18 protein-coding genes and 2 riboswitches are annotated in these 18,417 nt (G+C 68.3%); of the genes, 10 read left to right on the top strand and 8 right to left on the bottom strand.

Annotated elements, in window-relative coordinates:
• Window positions 1-162 precede the first annotated feature (162 nt).
• Together ACYQOP_RS22855 and ACYQOP_RS22850 are read right to left on the bottom strand one after the other, a co-directional pair.
• Window positions 163-462 carry a helix-turn-helix domain-containing protein gene (locus tag ACYQOP_RS22855; RefSeq protein WP_461224346.1) on the bottom strand — a complete coding sequence of 100 codons (300 nt, stop codon included), beginning with the start codon at window positions 460-462 and terminating at the stop codon, window positions 163-165.
• A gap of 54 nt (window positions 463-516) precedes the next feature.
• Window positions 517-873 carry a type II toxin-antitoxin system RelE/ParE family toxin gene (locus ACYQOP_RS22850; protein WP_461224344.1) on the bottom strand — a complete coding sequence of 119 codons (357 nt, stop codon included), beginning with the start codon at window positions 871-873 and terminating at the stop codon, window positions 517-519.
• 199 nt (window positions 874-1,072) lie between these two features.
• Between ACYQOP_RS22850 and ACYQOP_RS22845 the strand changes: the two genes are divergently transcribed.
• A complete protein-coding gene (locus tag ACYQOP_RS22845; RefSeq protein WP_018044186.1) occupies window positions 1,073-1,726 on the top strand; it encodes a pyridoxamine 5'-phosphate oxidase family protein in 654 nt (217 codons plus the stop codon).
• A 148-nt stretch (window positions 1,727-1,874) separates the two neighbouring features.
• On the opposite strand, the gene tam is transcribed toward ACYQOP_RS22845, so the two are convergent.
• From tam to trpS, 3 genes are read right to left on the bottom strand one after another with little or no spacing between them, the layout of a single operon-like run.
• Window positions 1,875-2,657: a trans-aconitate 2-methyltransferase gene (gene tam, locus ACYQOP_RS22840; protein ID WP_461224342.1), complete on the bottom strand. Its 783-nt coding sequence runs from the start codon at window positions 2,655-2,657 to the stop codon at window positions 1,875-1,877.
• Window positions 2,658-2,684: 27 nt separating this feature from the next.
• Complete coding sequence (locus tag ACYQOP_RS22835; protein WP_461224340.1) at window positions 2,685-3,383, bottom strand: haloacid dehalogenase type II; 699 nt, start codon at window positions 3,381-3,383, stop codon at window positions 2,685-2,687.
• The gene (gene trpS / locus ACYQOP_RS22830; protein WP_311276729.1) at window positions 3,383-4,453 is read right to left on the bottom strand and encodes a tryptophan--tRNA ligase; all 1,071 of its coding nucleotides are present in this window, start codon (window positions 4,451-4,453) and stop codon (window positions 3,383-3,385) included. Before trpS ends, ACYQOP_RS22835 begins: the two co-directional genes overlap by 1 nt.
• 221 nt (window positions 4,454-4,674) lie before the next feature.
• Here trpS and ACYQOP_RS22825 point away from each other — a divergent pair, with 221 nt between their 5' ends.
• Both ACYQOP_RS22825 and ACYQOP_RS22820 read left to right on the top strand, forming a co-directional pair.
• The gene (locus ACYQOP_RS22825) at window positions 4,675-4,932 is read left to right on the top strand and encodes a type II toxin-antitoxin system Phd/YefM family antitoxin (protein WP_244478043.1); all 258 of its coding nucleotides are present in this window, start codon (window positions 4,675-4,677) and stop codon (window positions 4,930-4,932) included.
• Window positions 4,922-5,206: a type II toxin-antitoxin system RelE family toxin gene (locus ACYQOP_RS22820; protein WP_461224338.1), complete on the top strand. Its 285-nt coding sequence runs from the start codon at window positions 4,922-4,924 to the stop codon at window positions 5,204-5,206. The genes ACYQOP_RS22825 and ACYQOP_RS22820 overlap by 11 nt, the downstream gene beginning before the upstream one ends.
• A gap of 15 nt (window positions 5,207-5,221) precedes the next feature.
• On the opposite strand, the gene ACYQOP_RS22815 is transcribed toward ACYQOP_RS22820, so the two are convergent.
• Window positions 5,222-5,983, bottom strand: a complete 762-nt coding sequence (locus ACYQOP_RS22815) for an endonuclease III domain-containing protein (RefSeq protein ID WP_461224336.1) — start codon at window positions 5,981-5,983, stop codon at window positions 5,222-5,224.
• A gap of 157 nt (window positions 5,984-6,140) precedes the next feature.
• Window positions 6,141-6,240, top strand: a riboswitch (glycine riboswitch).
• Window positions 6,241-6,342: riboswitch (glycine riboswitch) on the top strand.
• Window positions 6,343-6,392: 50 nt separating this feature from the next.
• Here ACYQOP_RS22815 and gcvT point away from each other — a divergent pair.
• The 3 genes from gcvT (at window position 6,393) to gcvP (ending at window position 10,963) form a co-directional block, all read left to right on the top strand.
• Window positions 6,393-7,523 (top strand): glycine cleavage system aminomethyltransferase GcvT, encoded by a 1,131-nt coding sequence (gene gcvT / locus ACYQOP_RS22810; protein WP_461224334.1) that lies wholly within the window; start codon window positions 6,393-6,395, stop codon window positions 7,521-7,523.
• A gap of 51 nt (window positions 7,524-7,574) precedes the next feature.
• Window positions 7,575-7,937 (top strand): glycine cleavage system protein GcvH, encoded by a 363-nt coding sequence (gene gcvH / locus ACYQOP_RS22805; RefSeq protein WP_056159241.1) that lies wholly within the window; start codon window positions 7,575-7,577, stop codon window positions 7,935-7,937.
• A gap of 179 nt (window positions 7,938-8,116) precedes the next feature.
• Entirely contained in the window at window positions 8,117-10,963 is a 2,847-nt protein-coding gene (gene gcvP / locus ACYQOP_RS22800) for an aminomethyl-transferring glycine dehydrogenase (protein WP_461224332.1), read from the top strand.
• Window positions 10,964-11,042: 79 nt separating this feature from the next.
• Here the strand turns inward: gcvP and ACYQOP_RS22795 are convergent, their stop codons facing one another.
• Window positions 11,043-12,401, bottom strand: coding sequence for an IS4 family transposase (locus ACYQOP_RS22795; RefSeq protein ID WP_461222530.1), 1,359 nt, complete (start codon window positions 12,399-12,401; stop codon window positions 11,043-11,045).
• A 280-nt stretch (window positions 12,402-12,681) separates the two neighbouring features.
• Between ACYQOP_RS22795 and ACYQOP_RS22790 the strand changes: the two genes are divergently transcribed.
• Window positions 12,682-13,194, top strand: coding sequence for a methylated-DNA--[protein]-cysteine S-methyltransferase (locus ACYQOP_RS22790; RefSeq protein ID WP_461224330.1), 513 nt, complete (start codon window positions 12,682-12,684; stop codon window positions 13,192-13,194).
• A 172-nt stretch (window positions 13,195-13,366) separates the two neighbouring features.
• Window positions 13,367-15,031, top strand: coding sequence for a cyclic peptide export ABC transporter (locus tag ACYQOP_RS22785; protein ID WP_461224328.1), 1,665 nt, complete (start codon window positions 13,367-13,369; stop codon window positions 15,029-15,031).
• 12 nt (window positions 15,032-15,043) lie between these two features.
• On the opposite strand, the gene ACYQOP_RS22780 is transcribed toward ACYQOP_RS22785, so the two are convergent.
• Window positions 15,044-15,748 (bottom strand): GyrI-like domain-containing protein, encoded by a 705-nt coding sequence (locus ACYQOP_RS22780; RefSeq protein ID WP_461224326.1) that lies wholly within the window; start codon window positions 15,746-15,748, stop codon window positions 15,044-15,046.
• A gap of 243 nt (window positions 15,749-15,991) precedes the next feature.
• Here ACYQOP_RS22780 and dapF point away from each other — a divergent pair, with 243 nt between their 5' ends.
• On the top strand, window positions 15,992-16,879 hold the full coding sequence (dapF, locus tag ACYQOP_RS22775; RefSeq protein WP_461224324.1) for a diaminopimelate epimerase: 888 nt from the start codon (window positions 15,992-15,994) through the stop codon (window positions 16,877-16,879).
• A complete protein-coding gene (mtaB, locus tag ACYQOP_RS22770; protein ID WP_461224322.1) occupies window positions 16,880-18,127 on the top strand; it encodes a tRNA (N(6)-L-threonylcarbamoyladenosine(37)-C(2))-methylthiotransferase MtaB in 1,248 nt (415 codons plus the stop codon).
• Window positions 18,128-18,417: the final 290 nt, after the last annotated feature.

The following is an 18,417-nucleotide window of genomic DNA, read 5'->3' as shown; positions in this document are numbered from 1 at the left end:
CTCGCGGAGAAAGCCGGCCTCGTGCGAGCGGGGCCGGCTTTCTCGTGCGCGACCGGGCAAGGAAGTTTATCTCGGGAGATGACGCTCCCATTGCCCGCCCCTCGATCTTGCGAAGGCCGCCGTCTCCCGAACCAGTGCGGAAGAGCGGCGATCTCTCTGCCGTCATGGCACCTGACCGAGCGTCTCCTCGACGAGGCGAGGGTTCTTGTCGAGGAGAGCCAGGAGTACGCGCGCCGGCCCCTGAGGCTGGCGACGTTGATGCTCCCATTGCCTGAGAGTTGCGACGGGCACGCCTATGCTCGCGGCGAAGGCTGGCTGTGCCTTGCCGGTCCGCTTGCGGATCCCGGCGACATCGACGGTCTCGGGGACATGGACGACGAGACCGGCCGGCATCCCTCCCTGGGCGTGTTCCTCGGCTTCCCGCAGAGCGGAAAGGGTTCGTTCGAAAATATCCCTGCCCATGGTCGACCTTGCTCCTGTGAGAGGGCGATGCCCTGGTTGCCGTATGGATGCGCGTCACCTTCCACGCTTCTGCCAATGCGCCTTGATGGAAAGCGTTAGCCGAGCCAGTTGCTGGACTTCCGCCGGCGAGAAGTTCTCCCGGTCCGCCTTGCTCAGAACCGCCAGGAGGTAGACCGGTGCATCGGGCCCGACATAAGCAGCGAGAACGCGATAGCCGCCGCTCTTGCCCTTGCCCCGCCCGGCGACGCGCACCTTACGGATACCACCCGAGCCGACGATGAGATCACCCGCCTCCGGGTTCGCGGCGAGCATGTCCTTGAGGGCCGTCCGAGTTGCGGCCGGCATGCGCTCGGCATCCGCATCCCTGACGAACTCGGAGGTTTCCGCGACCGTATGCAGGGGCGAGGGCATTCCGATCGTCTAAGCCAACACCGCCCATACGTCAACGACGTACGCCACCGACCTCCATGAGCGATCCGGCCCGGCAGTCGGCGGCTCTGAAGGGAAGGAGGGAGGGACGGACGCCCCCCGTTGTACTCTTAAGCAAATCCGGCGATCATGCTCCGTAACGGCTGCCCATCTGAGAGCGGCCGAAGGTTGGAGGACACCCATGGCTTCGCTCTATTACGACGAGCATCGCGCGCTTCAGGAAGAGTACAACACCGTCAAGCTCGCCGAGCGTCTCGACACCGGTTGGGTGCATGACGAGATCGGCCCCGACGAGGCCGCCTTCATCGGCAGCCGCGACATGTTCTTCCTGTCCACGGTCGATCCCGACGGCATGCCCACCGTCTCCTACAAGGGCGGCAGCACCGGCTTCGTGAAGGTGCTCGACGCCAACACGCTGGTCTTCCCCGGCCTCGACGGGAACGGCATGTGGTACTCGATGGGCAACATCGAGGGTCAGTCCAAGGTCGGGCTGCTGTTCATCGATTTCGAGACCCCGCACCGTGTCCGCGTCCAGGGACACGCCCGGATGCTGCGCGACGATCCGCTGATGGCCGAATACACCGAGGCCAAGTACCTCGTGAAGATCGAGGTGACGAAGGCCTGGGTCAATTGCCCGCGCTACATCCACAAGTACCAGAAGGTGTCGCAGAACAAATACGTGCCGCGCCCCGACAAGGAGACGCCGCTCGCCCTGTGGAAGCGCCTCGACATGGTCGGTGACGTGATCTCGGACGAGGACAAGGCGCGGGTCGAGAAGGAAGGCCAGCTCGCCCTGCCGGAATACGAGGCACGCGTGGCGCGCGGCGAGAGCTGAAACCCGGCCGCGCACCGTCCCGGCCATCGCATCCGGGTCGGTGCGCTCAGCAGGTTCGCGTCGGCGAGCCAACGCTTCACCTCGCTTAGGCCCTTGAAGTATCGCAGGTTTTAGGACGCAAAACCGGTGAGCACTTTTGCGAGCCTGCTTAGTCCGCCCGGCGAGCGACGATGAAGGCCCGCGGGAACGCGAGCAGGCGTCCCCCGTTGCTGCGCGGCGGATAAGCCGCATCGATCGCCGTTGCGTAGGCGGCGAGGAACCCGGCCATGTCCTCGGGGTCCAGCGGGTCGAGGAAGGGCCGGAGCCCGGTCGCCCTGACCCATTCGACGATGGCGGCGGCATCCGTCATCGGGTGATGATAGGCGGTGCGCCAGACATCGACCTCGGCCGCGAGGGGCGCCAGGAGGTCGTAATAGCCGGCCGGCTCCAGCATCCGCCCGAGCCGCCCGGCCACGGCCGGATCGCCGATGGCCCCGGCCCAGGGACCGGCACCCGCCACCTCGCGCATCAACCGGTGCGAGGGCTCGGCAAGATTGTCGGGCATCTGCACGGCGAGCACGCCGCCGGGTGCCAGGAGGCCGAGGAGCCGGGGCAGGAGCACCGGGTGGTCGGGCAGCCATTGCAGCACGGCGTTGGCATAGATCAGGTCCGGCGCCTGCTCGGGGATCCAAGTCGCCGCATCGGCCGTCGCGAAGGCGAGGCCGGGCAGGCGGCTCCTCGCACGCTCCAGCATCGCCGGCGAGGTGTCGAGGCCGATCACCTCCGCCTCGGGAAAGCGTGCAGTGATGAGCGCGGTGGAATTGCCGGGGCCGCATCCGAGATCGTAGACGAGGCGCGGGGCTTCGAGAGGCACACGGGCCAGGAGCTCGGCCGCCGGACGGGTACGCTCGTCCTCGAAGCGGGTATAGAGGGCTGGGTTCCAATCGGCCATCGTGCTCACCCTTCCGCTCCGTCGTCGTCAGCAGCCGAGCTGGTCGGCCAGATCCGTGAGGTCACGGGCCGCATAGGTGACCGGAACATTGGGCGCCGTTTCGCCACCGCCCGGCCCGTGCTCGCGCGGGCGGGCGATATGGGCGGTGGACAGGCCGTGGCTCGCCGCTGCCGCGAGGTCGCCCGAATGGGCGGCGACCATCAAGGTCTCCGCCGGAGCGAAGCCGAAGGCCGCCACCACGTCGCGATAGAGTGCCGGTTTCGGCTTGTAATCGCGGGAATGGCCGGCACCCAGGATCGCGTCGAAGGTCAGCCCGTTCCGGCGGGCGAGGTCGGCCATCAGCCGGATATGACCGTTCGAGTTTGGCGCCAGGAGGTGGCGCGTCCGAAGGCGCCGCAGAGCGTGCGGTACGTCGGGCCAGGCGTCGAGCCGGTGCCAGGCCTGGACGAGTTCCCACCGTGTGGCATCCGACACGCCGACGATGCCGAACTCCGCCAGAACGAGGGGCAGGGACTCCGCATGGAGGGTATCGAGGTCCACGAAGGGCCGGGCCCCCGAACGCACGGTGTCCATCGAAGGCCCGTAGTGCCGGCGCCACGCATCCGCGAAAGCGGCGGCATTGAGGGTGGGCGCCTCCGCGCCGAGGAGGCGTGCGGCCTCGCGGGCCACTCCCGAGCGCCAGTCGACGAGCGTCCCGAAGACGTCGAAGACGAGCGCTCGGATCATTACCGGACGGTCCGCAACCGCGGACCGCGCCGGACGAAACCGACGATGTCCTTCACCGCATCCAGCGTCGGGGCCGCGATGGCCTCGGCGCGCTCGGAGCCATCGGCGAGGACGGAGTCGATATAGTCGGTATCGGCCACGAGACGCTTCATCTCGGAGGCGATCGGCGCGAGGGTCTCCACCGCGAGCTCCACCAGCGCCCCCTTGAAGGCAGAGAACTGGGCACCGCCGTAATCGGCCAGCACCTCGTCGCGGGTGACGCCCTTCAGTGCCGCGAAGATGCCCACGAGGTTGTCGGCTTCGGGCCGCGCGGCCAGGCCGGCCGTCTCGGAGGGCAGGGGCTCCGGGTCGGTCTTGGCCTTGCGCACCTTGTTGGCGATGGTATCCGCCTCGTCGGTGAGGTTGATGCGCGAATTGTCGGAGGGGTCCGATTTCGACATCTTCTTGGTGCCGTCCCGCAGGGACATGACGCGGGCGGCCGGGCCGCCGATCAGCGGCTCGGTGATCGGGAAGAAGCCCTCGCCCGCATCGTGCCCATGGGCGGAGATCGACTCCGAGAAGTCGTTGTTGAACTTCTGGGCGATATCGCGGGTCAGTTCGAGATGCTGCTTCTGGTCCTCGCCCACCGGCACGTGGGTGGCGCGGTAAGCCAGGATGTCGGCCGCCATCAGCACCGGATAGGCGTAGAGGCCGACGCTCGCGTTCTCCCGGTCCTTGCCGGCCTTGTCCTTGAACTGGGTCATGCGGTTCAGCCAGCCGAGGCGGGCGACGCAGTTGAAGATCCAGGCGAGCTCGGCATGGGCCGGCACCTGGCTCTGGTTGAAGACGATGCTGCGCTTCGGATCGATGCCGGCGGCGAGGAAGGCGGCCGTGACCTCGCGGATCTGGCCCTTCAGGGCGGCCGGGTCCTGCCACAGGGTGATCGCGTGCATGTCGACGACGCAGTAGAGGCACTGCGCGTCGCGCTCCTGCATCTCTACGAAGCGCTTGATGGCGCCGAGGTAATTGCCGAGATGCAGGTTGCCCGTGGGCTGAACGCCCGAGAACACGAGCTCTGTGAACGCGGTCATCGCGCGTGGTTCCTATGGCGTGATGGCGAGGGAGAAGCCGACGCTCGGGTCAGGGCACCGACGTTTGCGTTCTGAACGGCTCACCATGGGTGGTCAAGGTGCACAGCTTGACGGCATACGCCGCATCGAACCCGAAAAAGATCGAATTTTCGTACGCAATTTGGTACCGAGACGAGATCGCCTCTGCCGTTCCAGGGAGGCGGCAGGCAGTGGAGTCGTGAATGGAAGCTCAGCTGCAGAGTGTCATGGCCGATGTGGCTGTGAGTGTGTCGGAGCTGAAGAAGAGCCCGACATCGGTGATGAACCGCGCCGACGGAGCACCGGTGGCGATCCTGAACCACAACCGCGTCATGGGCTACATGGTCCCGCCGGAGACGTTCGAGGCCATGATGGACGCCATCGACGACGACGTGCTGGCGTCGATCGTGAAAGCCCGCTCCGGGGAAGTGCCCGTGCGGGTCACCCTGGATGCCCTTTGAACTCCAGTTTCTGCCTTCCGCGCTCAAGGAGTGGCATAAGCTCGGTGAGACGCTCCGGGGGCAGTTCAAGAAGAAGCTGGCGGAGCGTCTGCTGAACCCGAGGGTCGAAGCGGACAAGCTTCGCGATGCCGACCTGAAGGATTGCTACAAGATCAAGCTGAGGTCGGCGGGTTATCGGCTGGTCTACCGGGTGGATGACACGACGGTCACCTTGACGGTGGTGGCGGTCGGAAAGCGAGAGCGAAGTGCCGTATACGGAGCCGCCAAGCGGTAGCGCCGCCGCTACCGCCTAACCCCGCTCCCGCGCCTGCCCGGTCGGGCAGATGTCCAGCAGCACGCATCTCCCGCAAGCCGGGTTGCGGTGATGGCACACGGCCTGGCCATGGAGCATCAGGATCTCGTGGTTGTCGTAGAGATCCTGCGCGCTCCAATCCGCCGGAAGTTGCGCCCGCAGGATCGGATGCGAGGGGCCGACATCGACCTTCGCGCCGATGAGGCCGGTGCGTTGCGCCACCCGGTGGTGGTGGCTGTCCACCGGCAGGGCCGGCATCCGCAACAGGCTGAACGACAGAACCGCCGCGCTGGTCTTCGGGCCGACGCCCGGAATCGCCTCGAGCCACGAGCGCGCCGCATCGACCTCCATCTCCTTCAGGAAATCGAGCGAGAGGGAGCCGTGGCGCTCGGCCACCGCCGCCAGGATGGCACGGATGCGGGGAGCCTTCAGTTCCGGCCATGTCACGCCGGAGATGGTGGCCTCGATCTCCTCCACGGGCGCGCCCACGAGGTCGGCCCAATCCGGGTAGCGTGCCCGCAACGCCTTGAAGGCGCGACCGGAATCGGCGTTCCGGGTACGGTGCGACAGGAGCGAGGAGACGAGTTCGCTCAAGGGATCGAGGCTGTGGAAATACGGAATCGGGCAGCCGTAGACGGGGCAGAGCCGGCGATGGATCTCGAGCGCCTTGTCCGTCAGGCTCGCATCCGCGAGGGGAACGGAACGCTTGGTCTGCCGGGGGCGGGGGCCGGCGAGGTCGTGCCCGGATGCGATGGACATGACAACGGAATCCGCGCCGAGTCCCGCCGGTTCCGAGCCGGCGCGAGAGGAAGTGCCGCAGGGCAGCAGTATCGTGCAATAGACTGACAGTTGCGCCAAGGTGAAAGCCCGAACCTTGCGCCTCGGCGAAGGTCATGCGAGGCTCTGTCCGTCAGCGAATGACGAAGCGGGAGAGCCCAGGCCGGTACCAACCGGTCATGGCGCCGACGGAGCAACCACCCCCGGAAACTCTCAGGCACAATCACCGCTTCGTTTTGACAATCTGGAGAGAGGCGCCTTCGCGGGCGTCCACCGAAGGAGAAATCCCACCCTTACCGGGGCGGGAGAAGCTCTCAGGTAACCGTGACAGATGGGGGTAGCCGGATCGCTCGATCGAGCGTCCGGAGCCGTTCTGTCATGGGGTGACCAGATGCCGCTCGACGCTTCCAGCACACCGCTTCATGCGCTCCATCTGCGCCACGGCGCCCGCATGGTGCCCTTCGCGGGTTATGCGCTGCCGCTCCATTATCCGGCCGGCCTGATCGCCGAACACCTGCACACCCGCAAGGCGGCCGGTTTGTTCGACGTGTCGCATATGGGCCAGATCCGGCTGAAGCCGGGTCCGGGCGGCATGGCGGACCTCGCCCGCGCCCTCGAAACCCTCCTGCCCATCGACGTGCTGGGGCTGGCGCCCGGCCGGCAGCGCTACGGTTTCCTCACCGGTGACACCGGCGGCATCCTCGACGACCTCATGGTCGCGCGCCTCGACGACAGCCTGATCGTGGTGGTCAACGCGGCCAACAAGGTGGCGGACGAGGCCCATCTTCGCGCTCATCTGGCCGGCCTGTGCGAGATCACGGTGCTGCCCCGGGCGCTCCTCGCCCTCCAGGGGCCGCTGGCGGAGAATGCTCTGGCGCGGCTCGCCCCGGAGACCGCCGCCATGCGCTTCCTCGATGTGAAGTGGGTGGACCTCCTCGGCGCGTCCGCCCTCGTCAGCCGCTCCGGCTATACCGGGGAGGACGGGTTCGAGATCTCCCTTCCGGAAGATGCCGCGGATGCGGTCGCCGAGGCGTTGCTGCAGGACAGGGACGTGGAGCCCGTCGGCCTCGGCGCACGCGATTCCCTGCGGCTGGAGGCGGGCCTGTGCCTGCACGGAGCCGATATCGATGCCGGGACGAGCCCGGTCGAGGCGGGCCTGACCTGGGCGATCCAGCCGGTCCGCCGCAAGGGCGGTGCGCGCGCGGGTGGCTTTCCGGGCGCTGAGCGCATCCTCCGTGAGATCGGTGACGGTCCCGCGTCGCGGCGCGTCGGCCTGCTGCCGGAGGGCCCGACCCCGGTGCGGGGAGGGGCCGCGCTCGTCGCAGAGGAGGCCGGCGAAGCCATCGGCCGGGTCACCTCCGGCGGGTTCAGCCCAAGCCTCAGGGCGCCCATCGCCATGGGCTACGTCCCCGCCGCCCTGTCGACGCCCGGCACCCGCCTCTTCGCGGAAGTGCGCGGCCGGCGCCTGCCGGTCTCGGTCGTGGCGCTTCCCTTCGTGCCGGCGCGCTTCAAGCGCAGCTGAATCCCGGCCCCCGGCCGACTTCCCCCCAATCCCCGTTTCACGGAGCGCATCATGCTGAAATTCACGGACGAGCACGAGTGGCTGGCCATCGAGGGCGATGTCGCCACCATCGGCATCACCACCCATGCGGCAGAGCAGCTCGGAGACCTCGTCTTCGTTGAGCTTCCCAAGGTCGGCGCCAAGCTCGTCAAGGGCGAGGCCGCGGCGGTGGTGGAATCGGTGAAGGCCGCGTCCGACGTGTTCGCCCCGGTCTCGGGCGAGGTGACCGAAATCAACGAGGCCGCCGTGTCGGACCCGGCCAGCATCGGCACCGACCCGCAGGGCGCGGGCTGGCTCTATCGCCTCCGCCTCGACGACGTCGCCTCACTCGACGGATTGATGGACGAGGCCGCCTACGCCGAGTTCGCGAAATAGCGCAACGCGCACGACCCAGAACGCGCTCTCCTCCCCCTTGTGGGGAGGAGTTGGAGGTGGGGGTGGCTGGGCGACCCGCTGCGGAGTCCGGCGGAACCACCCCCACCCTCGATCCCTCCCCACAAGGGGGAGGGAGGAGCGTTGCGACATTCTTCAGACTTCGGCACGCGAGGCCCATCATGCCAAACGATCGCTACGATCCCTACGATTTCGCCAATCGCCGCCATATCGGTCCGACCACCGCCGAAATCGCGGCGATGCTGGCCGTGATCGGCTCCGAGAGCCTGCACGGCCTCGTGGACGAGACCTTGCCGGCTGACATCCGCCAGGAAGAGCGCATCGATTTCGGCACGTCGCTCACCGAGCGCCGGGTGCTCGAACATATGCGCGGCATCGCCGACAAGAACCGGCTTCTCGTCTCGCTCATCGGCCAGGGCTACCACGGCACCACGATGCCGCCGGTGATCCAGCGCAACATCTTCGAGAACCCGGCCTGGTACACCGCCTATTCGCCCTACCAGCCCGAGATCAGCCAGGGCCGGCTCGAGGCGCTGCTGAACTTCCAGACCCTGGTCTGCGACCTCACCGGCCTCGACATCGCCAATGCCTCGCTCCTCGACGAGGCCACGGCGGCGGCGGAAGCCATGGGCATGGCCTCGCGCATCGCCCGCAACGGCAAGACCGCCTTCTTCGTCGACGGCGAATGCCTGCCCCAGACCATCGCCGTCCTGAAGACCCGTGCCGCGCCGCTGGGCTGGACCATCGTCGTCGGCGACCCGTCGACCGCTCTCGACCCGGCGGAGGTCTTCGGCGCGATTGTCCAATATCCCGGCGTGTGCGGCGCCATCCACGATTTTTCGGAGGTCATCGCCCGCCTGCACGAGGCCGGCGCGGTCGCGGTGATGGCCGCGGATCCCCTGGCCCTGACCCTGCTGAAGCCCCCCGGCGAAATGGGCGCCGACATCGCCATCGGCTCGATGCAGCGCTACGGCGTGCCCATGGGCTATGGCGGCCCGCACGCCGCCTATCTCTCCACCCGCGAGGCGCACAAGCGCACTCTGCCGGGCCGGCTCGTGGGCGTCTCCGTCGATGCGAGGGGAAACCGCGCCTATCGCCTCGCCCTGCAGACCCGCGAGCAGCATATCCGCCGCGAGAAGGCGACGTCGAACATCTGCACCGCGCAAGTGCTGCTGGCGGTCATCGCCGGCATGTACGCGGTGTTCCACGGGCCGCGCGGATTGAAGGCCATCGCCGCCCGTGTCCACCGCGACGCGGTGCGCCTCGCCGAAGGGCTGGAGAGTCTCGGCTTCACCGTCGAGCCGAAGGGCTTCTTCGACACGATCACCGTCGAGGTCGGCGCCTTCCAGGGGTTGATCCTGCAGAACGCGGTGAAGAACGGCATCAACCTGCGGAAAGTGGGCTCGGACCGCATCGGCATCACCGTCGACGAGCGGACCCGGCCCGATATCGTCCAGGCGGTGTGGCGCGCCTTCGGCGGCGAAGGCTTGACCTATGACGAGGCCTGGCCGGCGCAGCGTCTCCCCGAGGCAAATCTCCGCACCTCCGCGTACCTGACGCATCCGATCTTCCACATGAACCGGGCCGAGAGCGAGATGACGCGCTACATGCGTCGCCTCGCCGACCGCGACCTGGCGCTGGACCGCGCGATGATCCCGCTCGGCTCGTGCACGATGAAGCTCAACGCCACCGCCGAGATGCTGCCGATCTCCTGGCCGGAATTCTCGGAGATCCACCCCTTCGTGCCGGCGGATCAGGCCGAGGGATACCAGGAACTCCTGCGCGACTTCTCCGACAAGCTCTGCGCGATCACCGGCTACGACGCGATCTCGATGCAGCCGAATTCCGGCGCGCAGGGCGAATATGCCGGCTTGCTTGCTATCCGGGCGTATCACCTCTCGCGAGGGGAGGGGCACCGCAAGGTTTGCCTGATCCCGTCCTCGGCGCACGGCACCAACCCGGCCTCGGCGCAGATGTGCGGCATGAGCGTCGTGGTGGTCGGAGCCGACCAGCACGGCAACATCGACGTCGAGGATTTTCGCCGGAAGGCCGAGCTGCATTCCGACAACCTCGCAGCCTGCATGATCACCTACCCGTCGACCCACGGGGTGTTCGAGGTTCGGGTCCGCGAGATCTGCGACATCGTCCATGCCCATGGCGGCCAGGTCTATCTCGACGGGGCCAACCTCAATGCCATGGTGGGCCTCGCACGCCCCGGCGATATCGGCGCCGATGTCAGCCACCTCAACCTGCACAAGACCTTCTGCATCCCCCATGGCGGCGGCGGCCCCGGCATGGGTCCCATCGGCGTCAAGGCGCATCTGATCCCGTTCCTGCCCTCCGATCCGCGTACGGCCGAGGAAGGGGCCGTCTCGGCGGCGCCCTACGGCTCGGCCTCGATCCTGCCGATCTCGTGGAGCTACTGCCTGCTGATGGGCGGGCGCGGCCTCACCCAGGCCACCCGCGTGGCGATCCTCAACGCCAATTACATCGCGAGCCGCCTGAAGGGCGCCTATCCGGTGCTCTATGCCGGGGCACAGGGCCGGGTGGCGCATGAATGCATCATCGACGTGCGGCCGTTCCAGAAATCGGCCGGGATCGGCGTCGAGGACATCGCCAAGCGGCTGATCGATTGCGGCTTCCACCCGCCGACCATGAGCTGGCCGGTGGCCGGCACCCTGATGATCGAACCCACGGAATCCGAGACCAAGGGCGAGATCGACCGGTTCTGCGATGCGATGCTGGCGATCCGCGAGGAGATCCGCGCCATCGAGGACGGCCGAATGGACAAGGTCGACAATCCGCTGAAACACGCGCCGCACACGGTGCGGGATCTCATCGGCCCGTGGGAGCGGCCCTATTCCCGCGAGGCGGCGTGTTTCCCCTCGGGAAGTCTCGGCATGGACAAGTACTGGCCGCCGATCAACCGCGTCGACAACGCTTACGGCGACCGCAACCTCGTCTGCTCCTGCCCGCCGGTGGATGCCTATAGCGAGGCGGCCGAATAGGGCGGGTTTTCCGCCTCCTCGCCTACTGGTTCCACACCTCTCCTCCTACACGCACAGCGCGTCCCTCTCCCCCTTGTGGCTACAGGCTACACAGGTTTTGCTCTGTGTGATCGATGAGGGCTCCGGTCAGGGCGGCGGTGAAGCTTGCCCAGCCGCGTGCCATGATCTTGGGTCCTGGCGGCTTGCCGTAGCAGTTCCAGCCTCCGAAGCGGGCCACGATCCAACTCAGCCAGGCCAGGGACCCGGCCCGGTGAGGGTTGCGCTGGCGCGCCGTCGCCCGCTCCCGGCTCTGTCCCAGGGCCGCCACTACCGGGCGCGTGCTCGCGTCGAGCACGTCGCTCATCGGCCGCATTCCGCCATCGCGGGCGTCCACCAGCTGCAGGATCCGCACCGCCGCCCCCAGCGCCAGCACACTGAGCCGGAACAGTTTCGAGGGCACCCGCATCTGCGTCGCCTCCAGTTGCAGGCCGTCGTTCTTGAGGGCGCGGAACACCTCTTCGATGCGCCAGCGCAGACGGTAGAGGCGCACCACCTCCGCGGCCTGCGCCACCGTCTCCACCGGCAGCGTCGTCAGCAGATGCCAGCACAGTCCGCCCGCGGCGGGCCCCCCGACCTCGTCCACCCGCACCAGCCCCAACGTCAGAGCGGCCGGCGTTCCGGGCCCGGCACTGCCGGGGCGCGGCAGGCCCACCCGGCCCGCGCGCAGCGTCACCTGCGCCGTGCGCGCCGCCCGGCCGGGCGTGGCCGGGATGGGCACGGCCTCCCGCGCCAGCACCGGCCAGTCCTGCGACACCGCCAGCATCCGTCCACCCTCGACCAGCACCCGGTCGTGGCGCGCCCGAACCAGCAGGGCGCTGCCCGGCACCGCGCGCCCGGAGTGATCGGCAAAGTGCTCGTAGAGGTCCGCCTCCTGATCGGCCACCGAGACCACCTGCTCGGCCACCCCCGCCAGCGCCGTGTCCGCCGCCTGCGTCCCGACCAGCCAGCGCCGGCTCTCCTTCTCGCTCACGCCCCGGTTCCAGCGCAGCGCCACCGGCGCCGCCCCGCGCGTCCAGACCTGCGCATCGACGAGGCCGAGCACGGCCTCGTCCTGCGCGTCCACCGCCACCACCGGATGCATGAAGAAGCCCGGATGCCGGCCATCGCCGCCCGGCCCCAGACCATGCCGCCCGCCTGCCTCGCCAAAGCTCACCGCCGTCGTGTCCTGCACCGCCACCACACGCCGTCCCCGGCATGCCGCCACCGCCCGCTCGCGCAGGGCGGACAGGACCGTGGGAACGCTGCTCTGAGGCGAGGCCAGGTAGCGGTGTGCCGCGGCCGTGCCGGCGTGATCGCCCCCCACCACGCTCAGCACCACGCTCCCGGTCTCCACGATCCGCTCGAACAACCACGACCCCCGCGCCTGCGTCAGCGCGTTCCCGCCTCCGAAACCCGACATGCGCTCCTCCTCATCCAGGGGAAAAAGCGACAACGCTCAAAAGGACGCTCAGGCAAAACCTGTGTAGCCCGTAGCCCTTGTGGGGAGAGGTTAGGAGTGGGGGTGGCTCCGCCAGCCTCCGTAAGCTGAGGGTCGCCCAACCACCCCCACCTCCAACTCCTCCCCACAAGCTCGACGGATCTCGGGCAGGCCCGAGATCCGCTGGGGAGGAGGGCCGCTTCCCTCCGTGTAGGATGGCGGTCTCCCGAGGCGCGCAACCGCCGGCCCGAGACGATCCGCCATGCCCGACACCCGCTACACGGTCCTGCCCAGCCCGATCGGTCCGCTTGTTCTGGCCGGTACGGACGAGCGCCTGCATTGCATCGGTTTCCCAACCGGCAAGGGCGCCGTTGCCCCGAAACCGGACTGGCTCCGGGACGACGCGGCCTTCGCCGAGGCCCGGCGGCAATTGAGCGCCTATTTCGCCGGACAGCTGACCCGGTTCGACCTCGAACTCGACCCGCGCGGCACACCGTTCCAGAGGCAGGTCTGGACCGCGCTCATGGACATCCCGCTGGGCGAGACGATCAGCTACGGCGAGTTGGCCAGGCGAATCGGCCGTCCGAGCGCCAGCCGGGCCGTGGGTGCCGCCAACGGTGCCAACCCGCTCCCCATCGTGGTTCCGTGCCACCGCGTCATCGGCACGGGAGGTAGCCTCACGGGGTTTGCGGGCGGCCTCGACACGAAAAAGTGGCTGCTCGCGCTGGAGCGCGGGGCGACCTCTCGTGTCTCGGCGCAGCTCAGCCTGCTCTGAACCCGGCGCGATGCTTTCGATCTGGGGATGTCGTTATTCTCCACATCCCCACCGCGACGACAAGCAGGCCCGTCCGCAGACACGCCCTGCGTGTTTCGTATTTTGGCGCATCCCGTTCCTGACGTATCCGGCTGCCCAGCGGCCCAACGACAGGGCCGAGCCGGAGGGATGAATGGCGGGACCGGACAATCGTCTGAGCGGGCTCGGCAGGGACGCGATGCGCCTGCTGCGTCCGATCTGGCCGCTCGTGGCCGTGTCCTCGGCGATCGGGGCGCTGAGCGGCCTCGCGACGGCGACGGTTCTGGCCAAGGTCAACACGGCCATCCATGCGGAGGGCGGTCTTTCCGAGAATTTCATTCCCGTCTTCCTCGGCCTCGTCCTTCTCGGCGTGGGCGGGTCCCTTCTCTCCGGGCTCGGCAGCGCCCTGGCGAGCGGACGCATCAGCGCCGGCCTCAGCCGCGATCTCGCCGACATGATCCTCACGGCGCCCATCGACCGCATCGAGCAGATCGGCCGCCACAAGGTCCTCGCTTCGCTCAACACGGATGCCGGCACGCTGTCGACGACGGTGGCGATGCTGTCGGGGCTCATCATCCAGAGCGGCGTCACCGCCGGATGCCTCGTCTACATGCTCACCTTGTCAGCCCCGCTCCTCGCCATCACCCTGCTGGTCTTCGGCCTCGGCAGCTATGTCGAGAACATCCTGCGCCGCCGCGCCATGGTCGGCTACCGCACGCGCCGCTCCCTCGCCGACACGATGCAGAAGCATTTCCAGAGCCTGACCGAAGGCAGCCGGGAATTGCGGCTCAACCGGCAGCGCCGGATGCGATTGAGGGACGGGGCCCTGACCTCGTCCATCGAAGAGCTCCGCCGCAACGAATTCAGGACCCATACGCTCCTCGAATTCTCCTACCTGACGAAGAAGCTGGCCCTGTTTGCCACGATCGCGGCCATCGTGACCTACAAGGCGACTCTGGGGATCGACAACGCCGTCCTCTCCGGCTTCGTCCTGGTGCTGCTCTATATCGAGCTGCCGGTCACCTACATCCTCGCCATCCTGCCCGAGATCGGCAGGGCCCGGATCGCCTACCAGCGCATCGCCGAATTCTCGGCCGGACGCACCGTCTCGGAGCCGAACCTGCTCGCGCCGGAGGACACGCGGACGCACCGGACCATTGAGGAAATCGAGCTTCGCGGCGTCAGCCACGCTTTCCCGGCCGCCGAGGGCAAGCCGGGCTTCACCCTCGGGCCCATCGACCTCACCGTGCGGCGAGGGGAGATCCTGTTCATCGTCGGCGAGAACGGCTCGGGCAAGACCACCCTGATCAAGCTGATCCTCGGCCTGTATCCGCCACAGACCGGCACCCTGTTCCTCGACGGGGCGCCGGTGACGGACGAGACGCGGGACGCCTACCGCCAGCATTTCTCGGCGGTGTTCTTCGATTATTACCTGTTCGACGATCTCGTCCTGCCCGCCGGGGCGGATCCGGCGGCGGCGGATGCCTATCTCGAGACCCTGGACCTCGCCCACAAGGTGACGATCCGGGACGGGGCCTTCTCCACCGTCGATCTCTCGGCCGGGCAGCGCAAGCGCCTGGCCCTGGTCCAGGCCTATCTCGAAGGGCGGCCGGTCCTCGTCCTCGACGAGTGGGCGGCGGAGCAGGACCCCACCTTCCGCCGCCTGTTCTACACACGGCTCCTGCCGGACCTGAAGCGTGAGGGCCGGACCCTGATCGTCATCAGCCATGACGACCGCTACTTCGATGCGGCCGACCGGGTGATCCACCTGAACAACGGCGCGATCCTGGAAGCTCCCCGAACGGAAGCGACCGCGTGAGCGAGACGTCGCCTATTTCGGCAGGGCGTAGATATTCACGTCGAGCTTCTCGTCCGCCTTGTCGTTCAGGTCGGTGACGTATTCCTCGATGAAGCGGTCCTGGACCACCACGTCCTTGGCGTCGAGATAGGCGGTGAGCGTCTCGTAGGTGCCGTCGATCTCGTCGTAGGAGCCCTTGTGCGGGAAGCGCAGGGCCTTGCCGCTGGGGGTCGTGCCGAAGCGCAGGCCGCCGGTCTCGGCGGGCTTCGGGTCCGGCATGGAGGCGATCGGGATCATCGCCTCGAACTGGAATCCGTCATCGTCGGTCTTGGCGAAGACCGCGATCGGCCGGCCGGTGGGGGTGATCCCGTCCTTGGCCAGCGCCTCCTCGATCTTCACGAAGGCGGCCTTCAGGGCCGGCACCGCCTCCTCCCAGCTCGCCCGCCCCGCCAGGATCGCGGCGGGCTTGGGCGGCAGCGAGACCTCGTCCACGTCGTTGGCGTCGCCGGGGGTCTCCACCAGGGTCTGGCGTGCCGGGCCGGCCGGGAGCGCCGGCGCGGCGGGAAGCGCCTGGGTCGGCACCGGACGGGCCGGCGCATCGGGATTGACCGGATCGGGCGCCGTCGTGGTCGGCAGCGGGGAGGAGGTCGCGGGCGAGGACGGCTGCTGCGCGAGCGCGGAGGAGACGGCCAAAGCGGCGGCGAGGCTGACGAGCGGCAATAGACGATGACGGGTCAAGGCAACGCTCCGGAGATCGCACGCCGCGACGAATCGTACGGCTGAATCGCGAAGCCTTAAAATAGGGAGGAAGCCGCCCGCCTGCGAGACGCCAACCCGCCCCGAACGCAGGAACGTGACGGGCGCGTCCCTTGTGCAACGCTCCCCCGAGCGGACCCCGCGTGCGCGGCCCGGCGCTTTGTCCTATATGCGGGGGCCTCGCACGCGGGATGCCCCGTTCAGACAACGAAACCGAAGACGATCATGACGAGGCTCGAGAACCGTCGGTTCCTGAAGATGCACGGGGCGGGCAACGTCATCGTGGTGCTGGACCTGCGCGGCACGGAGCTGGTCGTGCGCGCCGAGGAGGCCCGCGCCATCGCCGGCCACCCGCGCTCGGGCTTCGACCAGCTCATGGTCATCCACGATCCGCGCAGCCCCGGCACGGACGGCTTCATGCGGATCTACAACACCGACGGGTCGGAATCCGGCGCATGCGGCAACGGCACCCGCTGCGTCGCCTACGCCATGCTGGACGACCCGGCCATGGCGCGCCCGGCTGAGAACGGCCGCCTCACCCTGGAGACCAAGGCGGGGCTCGTCGAGGTGAAGCGCGTGGCGCACACCTCCTTCACCGTCGATATGGGCCGCCCCCGCCTCAAGTGGGACGAGATTCCGCTGGCCGAGCCGTTCCCCGACACGCGGCGGATCGAGCTCCAGATCGGCCCGATCGACGCGCCCGTGCTGCATTCGCCGGGCGTGGTGAATATGGGCAACCCCCACGCGGTGTTCTTCGTCGAGCGCGATCCCGACGATTACGATCTCGGCCGCATCGGCCCGATGCTGGAGAACCACCCGATCTTTCCCGAGCGCGCCAACATCTCCGTGGCGCAGGTGACGGGGCCCGACACGATGAAGCTCCGGGTCTGGGAGCGCGGCGCCGGGTTGACGCTCGCCTGCGGCACCGCCGCCTGCGCCACCCTGGTGGCGGCCTCGCGCCTGCGCATGCTCGGGCGCCACGCCACCGTGAGCCTGCCCGGCGGCGACCTCGTCATCGAGTGGCGCGCCGACGACCACGTGCTGATGACCGGCCCCGTGGCCCTCGAATGGGAGGGTTTCCTGTCCCCCGAACTCTTCGCGCGGGTGGACTGAGTGGCGGTGGAGACCCTGACCTTCGGCTGCCGCCTCAACACGGTGGAATCCGAGGTGATGCGCCGCCATGCCGAGGCGGCCGGGACGGGCGCGGACCTTGTCCTCGTCAATACCTGCGCCGTCACGACGGAGGCCGGACGCCAGGCCCGCAAGGCGATCCGCAAGCTCGCCCGCGAGCGGCCGGGGGCCGAGATCGTCGTCACCGGCTGCGGCGCGCAGGTGGAAACGGATGCCTATTCGGCGATGCCGGAAGTGGCGCGCATCGTCGGCAACGACGCCAAGACCAGGGCCGAGACCTGGCTGCCCGCCACGCATGTCAGACCGCGTCTCGAGATCGACGACATCATGGCCGCGCGGGAAGCCGCACCGACGCGGATCGCCTCGGTCGCCGGCCATACCCGCGCCTTCGTGCCGGTGCAGAACGGCTGCGACCATCGCTGCACCTTCTGCATCATCCCCTTCGGCCGGGGAAATTCCCGCTCCGTCACGCTGGAGGATGCAGTCGATCAGGTTCGCCGCATCGTCGACCATGGCGGGCGCGAAGTCGTGCTCACCGGCGTCGACCTCACCGCCTACGGCCGGGATTTGTCGCAGTCATCCAGCCTGGGACGGCTGGTCCAGGCGATCCTGCGCCACGTGCCGGATCTCGCGCGCCTGCGCCTGTCCTCCATCGATTCCATTGAGGCCGACGCGGCTCTCTGGGAGGCGATTGCCGGCGAGAACCGGCTGATGCCGCATTTCCACCTTTCGCTGCAGGCCGGCGACGACCTGATCCTCAAGCGCATGAAGCGCCGGCACGGCCGCGACGATGCGATCCGGTTCTGTGAGGCCGTGCGGCGTCTTCGCCCGAATGCCGTCTTCGGGGCCGACCTCATCGCCGGCTTTCCCACCGAGACGGAAGAGCAGTTCACCCGCTCCCTCGATCTCGTTGCCGAATGCGGCCTGACGCATCTCCACGTCTTCCCCTATTCGCCTCGCCCCGGCACGCCGGCCGCGCGCATGCCCCCCGTCGCCGGAGACGTGATCCGCGAGCGCGCCGCCCGTCTCCGTGACGCGGGAGCCGCGGCACTGACGGCACATCTCGCGGGAGAGGTCGGCCGGACCCATCGCGTGCTCACCGAGCGCGGGGGAATGGCACGCACGGAAGGGTTCACCCCGGTCCGGCTGGCAGCCGACCCGCCTCCGGGCGAGCTTCGCGACGTGACGATCGCCGGACATGACGGCCGGGTGCTGATCGGGGCGGAGTAATCCTCACTCTTCCGCAAGCTATTAGATCCACCCAGCTGCTGTTTCAGGCAGAGCGCGTCCCTCTCCCCCTTGTGGGGAGAGGTTAGGAGTAAGGGTGGCTCCGCCAGCCTCCGCAGCATCAGGGTCGCCCAACCACCCCCACCTCCAACTCCTCCCCACAAGCTCGACGGATCTCGGGCAGGCCCGAGATCCGCTGGGGAGGAGGGCAGGGCGGCGCATCCCGCCATTTGTGTGAATATCGTAGCTCATGCTGCGAAGGAGGGTGGTCGCGGAGCGACCGGGAGAGGGGG

The sequence above is a fragment of the Methylobacterium sp. CM6247 genome (assembly GCF_054817925.1).
Note: the sequence above shows the minus strand (reverse complement) of the source record. Positions and strands in the feature narration are given on the sequence as shown.